This window comes from Promicromonospora kroppenstedtii DSM 19349, assembly GCF_000515355.1.
In the GTDB taxonomy this organism is placed as follows: Bacteria; Actinomycetota; Actinomycetes; order Actinomycetales; family Cellulomonadaceae; genus Promicromonospora; species Promicromonospora kroppenstedtii.
Map to the genome: position 1 here is coordinate 8,569 of NZ_KI911653.1, position 10,621 is coordinate 19,189.

Genomic DNA, 10,621 nt, shown 5'->3' on the forward strand with positions numbered 1-10,621 from the left:
CGACGAGGAGGCCGTCGCGGTCAAGGACCGGTTCGCGGCCGCCACGGCGTCCGCGGTGCGGCTGCTCGTGCTGACCACCGACGTGCGGCACGTGGTGCTCGGCGGCGGCGTGGCGCAGCTCGGCACCGAGCTGCTGGTCGCGGTGCAGGACGCGCTGCGCGAGCAGGCCAAGGTGTCGGCGTTCCTCGGGTCGCTCAAGCTGGCCGAGCGGGTCAGTCTGGCGCCGACGCACGTTCCGGTCGCGGCGGTGGGCGCCGCGGTCCTGGGAAGGAGAAGCTGATGGAGGTCGTGATCGCACCGGCTGCCGAGCTGGCGAGACTGGCGGCGGACGCCGTCGAGGGTCTGCTGCGGAGCAACCCCGAGACGGTGCTGGGCCTGGCCACCGGGTCGTCGCCGCTGGCGGTGTACGACGAGCTGGCCACCCGGCACAAGGAGGGGCTCTCGTTCGCGCGTGCCCGGGCCTTCATGCTCGACGAGTACGTGGGCCTGCCCGCCGACCACCCGGAGCGCTACCGGAACGTCATCGAGAAGGAGTTCGCCTCCCGCGTCGACCTGCCCGCCGGCGCGGTGCAGGGACCCGACGGGCTCGCCGACGACCTCCCGGCGGCCTGCGCCGCCTACGAGGCGAGCATCCAGGACGCCGGCGGCGTCGACCTGCAGATCCTCGGGATCGGGACCGACGGGCACATCGCGTTCAACGAGCCCGGCTCGTCGCTCGCCTCCCGCACGCGCATCAAGACCCTGACCCGGCAGACCCGCGAGGACAACGCGCGGTTCTTCGGCGGCTCCGTCGACGACGTGCCCCGGCACTGCCTCACGCAGGGCCTCGCCACGATCATGTCGGCGCGGCACCTGGTGCTGCTGGCGTCCGGGCGCGCCAAGGCCGAGGCGGTGCACCAGCTCGTGGAGGGGCCGATCTCGGCGATGTGGCCCGCCACGATCATGCAGCTGCACCCGCACGCGACCGTGCTGGTCGACGACGCGGCGGCCTCCCGCCTGCAGCTCGCCGACTACTACCGGCAGACGTACGCCGACAAGCCGACCTGGCAGGGCCTGTAGCCACGTGTCGGACGCTCAGGTCACTTCAGGGGTCTGAGCGTCCGACACGTCAGAGGTAGTTGCCCGCGACGGGGGCGGGCTTCCACCGGCCCGACGTCGCCACGTCGGCGACCCGGCCGGTCGTGAGGCCCTCCGGTCCGTGCTCCAGGATCGAGCGGCGGGCGACCTCGCGCAGGTCCGCGCCCGTGGCGCCGTCCAGGTACGAGGCGACCAGGTCAACGTCCACGGGGGCGTCCGCCGGGAGGAAGAGGCGGAGGATCGCCGTCCGTCCCGCCTGGTCCGGCGGCGGCACCTCGATGATGGTGTCGAACCGGCCCGGCCGCTTCACCGCCGGGTCAAGGGCGTCCGGGTCGTTCGTGGTGGCGACCGTCAGGACGTCGTCCGAGCTGCGCGTGCCGTCCAGGGCGTCCAGGAACTCGGCGAACGACGTGTCGCCCCGCGAGCCCTTCGAGGCCACCGAGTCGATCTCCTCCAGCACCACGAGGCACGGGCCGAGCCCGCGGATCTCCTCGTACAGCTCGGTCATCCAGGTCCGCAGCACCTCGGCGGTCACGAGCACGACCGTGAGCGGCCCCGCGAGCTCCGTGGCGATCACCCGCGTGAGCTTGGTCTTGCCGACGCCGGGCTTGCCGGCCAGCAGCAGGCCGCGCGACGTGGTGTGGCCCAGGGCCCGCAGCGCGTCGCGGCGGGTGGTCACGCTGGAGCAGAACAGGTCCACCTCGCGCCACAGGTCGGCGGGCAGCACGACGTCGCCACGCACCTGGACGGTGTGCCTGACCGGCGTCAGCTCGACGGTGCCGTTCCCGGGCCGGGCCGACAGCACGCCGCCCCGGTAGGGGTGGTCCGCCTCCAGCGTGCGGGTCAGGTCCGCCAGCACCTGCTCGGCGAGCGCGAGCCCGCCAGGTGGGGTGAACGCGGTGATCGTGGGGGTGCCGTACCGGTAGGCGACCTCGACGGCCACGGCCGTGTCGTAGGCGGTCCCGGCCGGGAAGTGGACGGTGGCGACGGCCGGCACGCTCACCGAGGTGCCGTTGCCGAGGTCGAGGGCCGCGCGCTGCGGCGCTCCACCGGGGCCGAACACGGCGACGTCGTCGGGGTGCCGGTCCACCCAGCGCTGCAGCGCGTAGGCGTGCAGGCGCTGCAGGGTGCGCGACATGTCGCGGGAGACGTTCACGAGCGTGCTCTCGTCGACGTCCCACAGGCGGCCGAGCCATTCGCTGGACGTGCGGGGTTCACGGGGGCGGTCGGGGACCGGGCGGCCGAGCATCGCGGCGACGGCCGCGACGGCGCGGCGCGCGGCTTCGTCGTGGTCGCCGAAGTCGGGCCAGACCGGGTCGGGCGCACCACGGGGGACGTGGTCGTCGGCAAGATCGTCGGACAGCGCGGTGGACAGGGTCGTGGCGAGATCGGTCGCGGGGACGGCGCCGTCGTCGGGCAGAGTGAGGCTCCTCTCAGGGCGGGAAGATGACATGCAGACAGTTATAGCGGGGGTCACCGACACGACCGCAAGGAATTCCGCGCGTCAGACGGTGCAGGATCCTGCGCCGCGAAGCGCGCCGGGCCGCCGCGCGCGGTCGGAAGGGGACCTTTCGACCTGGTCCGGAGCGCGCGCCGCTGGAGTCCGTGTCGGTGGTCCCGCGTAGACTCGGGTGCATGACCGAACCACTCTCCAGCCCGCAGGACGAGCCCAGTACGCAGGGCGGTACGAGCGTCCTCGAGCGTGAGGAGACCCGGGAGGAGACCGAACCGGGAGACCACGAGCGGTTTGCGCACTACGTGCGCAAGGAGAAGATCATGGAGTCCGCCATGAGCGGCAAGCCCGTGATCGCGCTCTGCGGCAAGGTCTGGGTTCCGGGCCGGGACCCGGGCAAGTTCCCGGTGTGTCCCCGGTGCAAGGAGATCTACGACGGTCTCCGCGATCCGCAGGACGGCGGCGAGGGCGACTCCGGAAAGTGACGAGCCAGCCGCAGCAGCTGCCCCACACACCGTCGTCTGCGGCCGCTTCGTCGCTCAGCCCTGCCTTTCCACGGCGTGCCCCCTGGGGCACGGCGTCGAGTCTGCGCGCCTGGCAGGCGGAGGCCCTGGAGCTGTACCGCGAGACCGACCCGCGGGACTTCCTGGCCGTCGCCACCCCTGGCGCGGGCAAGACGACGTTCGCGCTCCGCATCGCCACCGAGCTCCTCGAGCAGGGCATCGTCCGGCGGGTCACCGTCGTGGCGCCCACCGAGCACCTCAAGACCCAGTGGGCCGACGCCGCCGCGCGCGTGGGCATCCGCATCGACCCGCACTTCAAGAACTCGCAGGGCAGGCACGGCTCGCACTACGACGGCGTCGCGCTCACCTACGCCCAGGTCGCGGCCAAGCCGGCGCTGCACCGTGCCCGGACGGAGGCGCAGCGCACCCTGGTCATCCTCGACGAGGTGCACCACGGCGGCGACGCCCTGAGCTGGGGCGACGCCGTCCGCGAGGCGTTCGAGGGCGCCGAGCGGCGCCTGGCGCTGACCGGCACCCCGTTCCGCAGCGACACGTCCGCGATCCCGTTCGTCCAGTACGAGGCCGACGCCGAGGGCATCCGCCGCTCCAAGGCCGACTACACCTACGGCTACGGCGAGGCGCTGCGCGACCACGTCGTGCGGCCCGTCCTGTTCATGTCCTACGCCGGCGACATGCGCTGGCGCACCAAGATGGGCGACGAGGTCAGCGCCCGCCTCGGTGAGGCCATGACCAAGGACATGACCGGCCAGGCGTGGCGCACCGCGCTGGACCCGGAGGGGCAGTGGATCCCCTCGGTGCTCTCGGCCGCGGACAAACGCCTGACCGAGGTGCGCCGCACCGTGCCCGACGCCGGCGGCCTGGTCATCGCCACCGACCAGGACAACGCGCGTGCTTACGCCGCGCACCTCCACGAGATCACGGGCAAGCGGCCCACGGTCGTCCTGTCCGACGACGAGGGTGCCTCGGGCCGCATCGAGGAGTTCGCGCAGAGCGAGGACCGCTGGATGGTCGCGGTGCGCATGGTGTCGGAGGGCGTGGACGTGCCGCGGCTCGCCGTCGGCGTGTATGCCACGAGCGCCTCGACGCCGCTGTTCTTCGCGCAGGCGATCGGCCGGTTCGTGCGGGCGCGCAAGCGCGGCGAGACGGCGTCGATCTTCCTGCCGAGCGTCGCGCCGCTGCTGAACCTGGCCAACTCGATGGAGCAGGAGCGTGACCACGCGCTCGACCGGCCGCGCACGGCCGAGGAGCAGGGCATCGAGTACGACCCGGAGGCCGCGCTGATCGCGGAGGCCAACAAGGAGGAGAAGGCGTCGGGCGAGCTGCTGGGCTCCTTCCAGGCGCTCGAGGCCCAGGCCTCGTTCGACCGGGTCCTGTTCGACGGCGGCGAGTTCGGCGCGGGAGCGGACGTGGGCTCGGCAGAGGAGCTCGACTTCCTCGGCCTGCCCGGCCTGCTGGAGCCCGACCAGGTGGCGACGCTCCTGCGGCAGCGCCAGGCCGACCACCTCAAGGCGCGCGGCGGGGCGCCGTCGGCCCGGGAGGTGGAGGCGGAGCGGTCGGAGCAGGAGCACCGGCGCGCGGCGGAGCTGCGCAAGGAGCTGTCCAAGCTCGTCTCCGCGTGGGCCAAGCGCAGTGGGCAGCCGCACGGCATCATCCACACCGAGCTGCGCCGCAAGTGCGGCGGGCCCGAGGTGCCCCTGGCCACGGCTGATCAGCTGACCGCCCGGGTGGCTCAGGTGCGGCGCTGGTTCGTCGGTCAGAAGTAGCAGGAGAGCGAGACGATCCGCATGGTGAGACAGGAGCCCGACATGGCCGCATTCGCCCGGCCCAGGCCAGATCTCTGGCCTACCGTGAGTGCATGACCGACGAGCTTCGGAGCATCGGCGCTCCGCTCACCGACTCGTGGCCTGCGCTCGACAACGGTGTCGTGGAACCGCGGCCGCTCCCCGCAGCACCCCTTCCGGCGGTACGCCCGTCGGTCGCACTGCTGACCGACCGCTACGAGCTCACCATGCTCCAGGCGGCCCTGGCCGACGGCACCGCCCACCGGCACTGCGTGTTCGAGGTGTTCACGCGGCGCCTGCCCGCTGGCCGGCGCTATGGCGTCCTGGCCGGGACCGGTCGCGTCCTGGAAGCGCTGCCACACTTCGTCTTCGAGGACGCCGAGCTGGCCTACCTCCAGGACAACGCCGTGGTGGACCGCCGCACGCTGGACTACCTGGCGAACTACCGGTTCACCGGGACCATCCAGGGCTACGTCGAGGGTGAGGTGTTCTTCCCCGGGTCGCCCGTGCTGCAGGTCGAGGGCTCGTTCGCCGAGGCGGTGCTGCTGGAGACCCTGATCCTGTCGATCCTGAACTACGACTCGGCGGTGGCCTCGGCCGCGTCCCGGATGACGAGCGCGGCGGGCAACCGCCCCGTGCTGGAGATGGGCTCCCGGCGGGCCAGCGAGCAGGCCGCCGTCGCGGCCGCGCGTGCCGCCGTGATCGGCGGCTTCGCGGGCACCTCGAACCTCGAGGCCGGCATGCGCTACGGGCTCGACACCATCGGCACCGCCGCGCACGCCTTCACGCTGCTGCACGACAGCGAGCGGGAGGCGTTCGCGTCGCAGGTCGCCTCGCTGGGCCCGGGCACCACGCTGCTGGTCGACACCTACGACGTGCGGCAGGGCGTGGCCACCGCCGTCGAGGTGGCGGGCACCGGGCTGGGCGCGGTGCGCCTCGACTCGGGCGACCTCGGCGGGCTCGCGGGGGAGGTGCGCCGGCAGCTCGACTCGCTCGGCGCGCGGGACACCAAGATCGTGGTCACCTCCGACCTCGACGAGTACGCGATCGCGTCGCTGGCCGCCGCGCCGGTGGACGTCTACGGCGTCGGCACGTCGCTCGTGACCGGGTCGGGCGCGCCCACCTGCGGCATGGTCTACAAGCTGGTGGCACGCGCCGACGCGTCGGGCGTGCTGCAGCCGGTCGCCAAGGCCTCGGCCAACAAGGCGTCCGTGGGCGGCCGCAAGGCGGCCGCGCGGCGCTACGGCCGCGACGGGTACGCCATCGAGGAGATCATGGTGACCGGCCCGGACACCGCCGTGGCGGAGTGGACGCCGCAGAGCGACGACCTGCGGCCGCTGCTCGCGCCGCTGGTGGTCGACGGCGCCGTCGACTCGCGCTGGGTGGGTCCGTACGGCGTCGCGAACGCCGCGATCAACCACGGCATGGTGCGCGCCGAGCTGCCGCGCGGGGCGCGCCGGCTGTCCAAGGGCGACCCGGCGATCCCGACGGTGGACCTGCGGCTCGCCGACCTCCGCGACTGAGCCGGACCGAGCCGGACCGAGCAGGCACACGGCCCCGGGGACAGGTTCGCGACCGTCCCCGGGGCTGGTCGCGGGTCCCGGTCCGACCTGCGCGAGGACCGCGCGGTGAACCCGTCGTGACCGACCGGTGGCCGCAGGTCACAGCCCGGCGACAACTTCCGGCGAATCTCGGACAGGGGTGTCCAGTCGAGGGACGAAACAGCCTAGAGTGAGACCTGTGACTTCTTCCCCGCTGCCGCTGCTCACGCCCCTGGGGTCAGCCGGGACGGCCGTCGAGGAGGACACCGAGGAGGCACTCGCCTCAGCGGTCGCCGACCCGTGGGTGACGATCGTCTGGAACGATCCGGTGAACCTGATGTCGTACGTCACCTACGTGTTCGAGAGCTACTTCGGGTACCCGCGCGCCAAGGCGGAGCAGCTCATGACCCAGGTGCACAAGAACGGTCGCGCCGTCGTGTCCAGTGGTGGGCGCGAGCGCATGGAGGTGGACGTGCAAGCGATGCATGGGTTCGGGCTGTGGGCGACGCTGCAGGAGTCGGGCGCTCGGGGAGCCGCATGACGCCGTTCCGCGCCATGCGGCGGGGTTACGAGGCTCGGTTCGAACCGGTGGAGCGGGTCGTCCTGGCCAAGGTGGCACGCGACGTCTCCGCGATGCTCCGCGAGGAGGCGGGCCTGGACCTGTTCTCCGACGGCGGTGAGCCCGGTCCGTCGTCGCACCACGCCCCGGGCAAGGGGCAGGCCTGGGCCAACGGGCTCCTCGCGCCGGACGAGCTGACCGACGCCGACCTCGCCCGGCTCACGGGCGTGACCGGCGTCGGGCGAATCCCGACGGACCCCGCGGCGCGGCGGCTGCTGCCGGACGCGAGCAAGGACGACACGGACATCGCCGACGAGTTCCGGCGGCTCACGCAGAACGACGTCGCCCAGGCCAAGGTGGACCGGTTGGAGGCGTTCGCCGCGCTGCTGGACCTGCCCTCGGGCGACGACGCGCCCTCGACGGTGGGCCGGCACGGCGCGCCGCCCCCTGTGCGGGTGCCGCGGGAGGACGCCGAGCAGTTCGCCGGTGCGCTCACGGACGTGCGGCTGGTCATCGCCGAGCGCCTGGGCCTGAAGACCGACGACCAGGTCATGCACCTCACCGACGAGATCATGTGGGACCGGCAGGCCGGCCGCGAGATCCCGGTGGCCACGGACGGCCGCGCCGCCCGGCGGTTCTGGTCCGGCGTCTTCGTCGCGGCGGGCTACGCCCAGGAGACCCTGATGGACGTCATGCTCGCCGAGCTGCGGGGCAAGCGCCCCCTGGCGTAGGCGGGTCAGAGCTCGTAGGTCTCGCCCGGGACCGCTACATCCACCGGGCCCGCGTAGGTCGCGCGCGCCTCGGCCAGCGAGTCCGCCGGGTCGTTCCACACCGGCAGGTGCGTGAGCAGCAGGCGTCGGGCGCCGGCGTCGGTCGCGACCTGCCCGGCGCGGTGGCCGGTGAGGTGGATGCCGCGCTCGACGACGTCGTCGCGCCCCTCCAGGAACGCCGCCTCGCTGAGCAGCAGGTCGGCGTCACGTGCGAGGTCCACCACGGAGGTGCACGCGTCGGTGTCGCCCGTGTAGGCCAGGGTCACTGTCCCGCCCGCCTTCGACGGACCGGTCACCCGCACGCCGTACGTCTCCACCGGGTGGAACACGCGGTGCGGCTCGATCGTCAGCGGCCCGACCTCGATCTGCTTGTGGTCGGCCCACGAGCGGAAGTCGAAGTCGTTCTCCATGGACTCGCCGTCGCTCAGCCCGTAGGACAGAGCGACGTGCCGCTCGGTGGTGGACGGCCCGTAGACCGGCAGGGGACCGTTCCGGCGGCCGGTGCGCAGCGACCCGTGCTCAGGGTGGTAGCGCAGATATACGTACAGACCCGCGAGGTCCGCGCAGTGGTCGGGGTGCAGGTGCGAGATCGAGACGGCGTCGAGCATCCGGGGCTCGACGTGCCGCTGGAGGGCGCCGAACGCGCCGTTGCCGAGGTCGAGCAGCACGTTCCAGTCACGCGCCTCGTGGCCGGCGGCCGCCGCCTCGGCGGCGGTGACCTGCACCAGGTACGACGACGCGGGGGTGGCGGGACCGGGGAACGAGCCGGAGACGCCCAGGGGGACGAGGCGCATCAGACGGCCTCCACGAGCGAGACCTCGGGGCCGAGGAACCGGCTGGCCAGCTGACCGAACGGGGCGGGGTCGCCGGTCGTGAGGAAGCGGTGCACCGGGGCGCCGGAGTCGGGCGAGCGCTCCAGGTCGTGCGCGACCAGGGTGCGGTACACGTCCTTGGCGGTCTCGTCGGCGCTGGAGACCAGTGTGACGTCCTCGCCCATGACATAGGAGATGGCGCCCGCGAGCAGCGGGTAGTGCGTGCAGCCCAGCACGAGCGTGTCGACGCCGGCTTCCTTGACCGGGTCGAGGTACTCGTGGGCGAACTTCTGCACCTCCGGGCCGGACGTGCGGCCCTCCTCGACGAAGCGCACGAACTCCGGGCAGGCCTGGCTGGTGATCGTCAGGCCGGGGGTGACGTGGAAGGCGTCGTCGTACGCACGTGACCGGATCGTGGTGCGCGTGCCGATCACGCCGATGCGGCCGGTCCGGGTGGCGGTCACGGCGGCCCGTGCGGCGGGCAGGATCACCTCGACCACGGGGATGCCGTGGCGCTGCTCGTACCGCTCGCGCGCGTCGCGCATCATGGCCGACGACGCGGTGTTGCACGCGATGACCAGCATCTTCACGCCGTCGGCCATGAGGCGGTCCATGGCGTCGAGCGCCATGGCACGCACCGCCGCGATCGGCTTGGGCCCGTACGGGCTGTTCGCGGTGTCGCCGAGGTACCGGACCTGCTCGTTGGGCAGCTGGTCCAGGATGGCGCGCGCGACCGTGAGGCCGCCGAGGCCGGAGTCGAAGATCCCGATGGGCGCGTCGTTCACGGGGTGAAGCCTAGCGATGTGATCGTGTCGGAACCGTTACCGGCGCCACGCGCTGTGCGTGACGCGCGCCACGTTCCGGCAGGTCAGCGACCTGCTTTCCGGAGCGCGAAATCATCAGCCCCCGCACCACCTAGGCTGGGCGCATGACCTCCAGCACCGACGAGATCGTGCGCGCCGACGGGCGCGCCACCGACCAGCTCCGCCCCGTGAAGATCTCCCGGGGATGGCTCGACGAGGCCGAGGGATCGGTGCTCGTGGAGTTCGGGCGCACGCGTGTGCTGTGCGTCGCCTCGTTCACCGAGGGTGTGCCGCGCTGGCGCAAGGGCTCCGGCGAGGGCTGGGTCACCGCCGAGTACGCGATGCTGCCGCGCGCCACCAACGAGCGCAGCCAGCGCGAGTCCGTCAAGGGCAAGATCGGTGGCCGCACGCACGAGATCTCGCGGCTGATCGGCCGCTCGCTGCGCGCCGTCGTGGACATGAGCGCGCTGGGCGAGAACTCCATCGTGCTGGACTGCGACGTGCTGCAGGCCGACGGTGGCACCCGCACCGCCGCGATCACCGGCGCCTACGTGGCCCTCGCCGACGCCATCGCGTGGGGCCGCCGCCACGGACACGTCAAGGGCGGCAAGCAGGTGCTGTCCGACTCCGTCGCCGCCGTCTCCGTCGGCATCATCGACGGTACCCCGATGCTCGACCTGCCCTACGTCGAGGACGTGCGCGCCGAGACCGACATGAACGTGGTGGTCACGGGCGGCGGCAAGTTCATCGAGGTGCAGGGCACCGCGGAGCACGCGCCGTTCGACCGCGCGGAGCTCGACTCGCTGCTCGACCTCGCCGTGGCCGGCACCGCCGAGCTCACCAAGATCCAGCAGGCGGCGCTCGCGCAGGAGCTCTGAGCGCTCGCGCGGGCCCGGAGCGCGGGCTGGCATGATCGGGGCATGACCTCCCTGATCGTACCGCCCGCCGCCCGGATCGTTCTCGCCACGCACAACGCCAAGAAGGTCGTGGAGCTTCGGGCGATCCTCGCCGAGTCGGGTCTGGACCTGTCCGACGGCGAGCTGGTGACCTCCGGCGAGGTCGGCGCCCCGGAGCCCGTGGAGGACGGCGTGACGTTCGCCGAGAACGCGCTCATCAAGGCGCGCGCGGTGTGCGCCGCGACGGGGCTGACCGCCGTCGCCGACGACTCCGGCCTCGCCGTGGACGTGCTCGGCGGGGCGCCCGGCATCTTCTCGGCGCGCTGGGCCGGCAAGCACGGCGACGACCTCGCGAACCTGGAGCTGCTGCTCGGCCAGCTCGGCGACGTGCGCGCCGAGCACCGC

11 protein-coding genes and 1 pseudogene are annotated in these 10,621 nt (G+C 72.8%); 9 read left to right on the forward strand and 3 right to left on the reverse strand.

Features of this window, described 5'->3' with window-relative positions; translation table 11 throughout:
• Both PROKR_RS10260 and nagB read left to right on the forward strand, forming a co-directional pair.
• Positions 1–280: pseudogene (locus PROKR_RS10260) on the forward strand (ROK family protein); the annotation flags it as partial.
• A complete protein-coding gene (gene nagB, locus PROKR_RS10265) occupies positions 280–1,059 on the forward strand; it encodes a glucosamine-6-phosphate deaminase (protein WP_036962834.1) in 780 nt (259 codons plus the stop codon). The pseudogene PROKR_RS10260 and the gene nagB, both read left to right, overlap by 1 nt.
• Before the next feature lie 49 nt (positions 1,060–1,108).
• Here nagB and PROKR_RS30660 read toward each other — a convergent pair whose 3' ends face one another.
• Positions 1,109–2,530: an AAA family ATPase gene (locus PROKR_RS30660; RefSeq protein ID WP_051432859.1), complete on the reverse strand. Its 1,422-nt coding sequence runs from the start codon at positions 2,528–2,530 to the stop codon at positions 1,109–1,111.
• 182 nt (positions 2,531–2,712) lie between these two features.
• Here PROKR_RS30660 and PROKR_RS10275 point away from each other — a divergent pair, with 182 nt between their 5' ends.
• From PROKR_RS10275 to PROKR_RS30665, 5 genes are all read left to right on the forward strand, one after another.
• Positions 2,713–3,015: a DUF3039 domain-containing protein gene (locus PROKR_RS10275; protein WP_020013282.1), complete on the forward strand. Its 303-nt coding sequence runs from the start codon at positions 2,713–2,715 to the stop codon at positions 3,013–3,015.
• Positions 3,012–4,817, forward strand: coding sequence for a DEAD/DEAH box helicase (locus tag PROKR_RS10280; protein ID WP_036962836.1), 1,806 nt, complete (start codon positions 3,012–3,014; stop codon positions 4,815–4,817). Before PROKR_RS10275 ends, PROKR_RS10280 begins: the two co-directional genes overlap by 4 nt.
• Positions 4,818–4,909: 92 nt before the next feature.
• Positions 4,910–6,358, forward strand: a complete 1,449-nt coding sequence (locus PROKR_RS10285) for a nicotinate phosphoribosyltransferase (protein ID WP_036962838.1) — start codon at positions 4,910–4,912, stop codon at positions 6,356–6,358.
• Between the two features lie 250 nt (positions 6,359–6,608).
• On the forward strand, positions 6,609–6,917 hold the full coding sequence (gene clpS, locus PROKR_RS10290; protein ID WP_036962901.1) for an ATP-dependent Clp protease adapter ClpS: 309 nt from the start codon (positions 6,609–6,611) through the stop codon (positions 6,915–6,917).
• A complete protein-coding gene (locus PROKR_RS30665) occupies positions 6,914–7,666 on the forward strand; it encodes a DUF2017 family protein (RefSeq protein WP_051432860.1) in 753 nt (250 codons plus the stop codon). Before clpS ends, PROKR_RS30665 begins: the two co-directional genes overlap by 4 nt.
• A gap of 5 nt (positions 7,667–7,671) precedes the next feature.
• Here the strand turns inward: PROKR_RS30665 and PROKR_RS10300 are convergent, their stop codons facing one another.
• Together PROKR_RS10300 and murI are read right to left on the reverse strand one after the other, a co-directional pair.
• Positions 7,672–8,499 (reverse strand): MBL fold metallo-hydrolase, encoded by an 828-nt coding sequence (locus PROKR_RS10300; RefSeq protein WP_036962841.1) that lies wholly within the window; start codon positions 8,497–8,499, stop codon positions 7,672–7,674.
• Positions 8,499–9,302: a glutamate racemase gene (murI, locus tag PROKR_RS10305; protein WP_036962843.1), complete on the reverse strand. Its 804-nt coding sequence runs from the start codon at positions 9,300–9,302 to the stop codon at positions 8,499–8,501. The genes PROKR_RS10300 and murI overlap by 1 nt, the downstream gene beginning before the upstream one ends.
• Positions 9,303–9,445: 143 nt before the next feature.
• Here murI and rph point away from each other — a divergent pair, with 143 nt between their 5' ends.
• Entirely contained in the window at positions 9,446–10,198 is a 753-nt protein-coding gene (rph, locus tag PROKR_RS10310; protein WP_036962845.1) for a ribonuclease PH, read from the forward strand.
• Positions 10,199–10,240: 42 nt separating this feature from the next.
• The coding region (locus PROKR_RS34540; RefSeq protein ID WP_036962847.1) for a non-canonical purine NTP pyrophosphatase at positions 10,241–10,621 on the forward strand (381 nt) is incomplete at its 3' end.

What these genes read in the sequence shown, in the direction of transcription:
- PROKR_RS30660 (WP_051432859.1), bottom strand. Translation starts at nt 2,530, where the DNA reads ATGTCATCTTCCCGCCCTGAGAGGAGCCTCACTCTGCCCGACGACGGC.
- PROKR_RS10285 (WP_036962838.1), top strand. Translation starts at nt 4,910, where the DNA reads ATGACCGACGAGCTTCGGAGCATCGGCGCTCCGCTCACCGACTCGTGG.
- rph (WP_036962845.1), top strand. Translation starts at nt 9,446, where the DNA reads ATGACCTCCAGCACCGACGAGATCGTGCGCGCCGACGGGCGCGCCACC.
- PROKR_RS10300 (WP_036962841.1), bottom strand. Translation starts at nt 8,499, where the DNA reads ATGCGCCTCGTCCCCCTGGGCGTCTCCGGCTCGTTCCCCGGTCCCGCC.
- PROKR_RS10275 (WP_020013282.1), top strand. Translation starts at nt 2,713, where the DNA reads ATGACCGAACCACTCTCCAGCCCGCAGGACGAGCCCAGTACGCAGGGC.
- PROKR_RS30665 (WP_051432860.1), top strand. Translation starts at nt 6,914, where the DNA reads ATGACGCCGTTCCGCGCCATGCGGCGGGGTTACGAGGCTCGGTTCGAA.
- nagB (WP_036962834.1), top strand. Translation starts at nt 280, where the DNA reads ATGGAGGTCGTGATCGCACCGGCTGCCGAGCTGGCGAGACTGGCGGCG.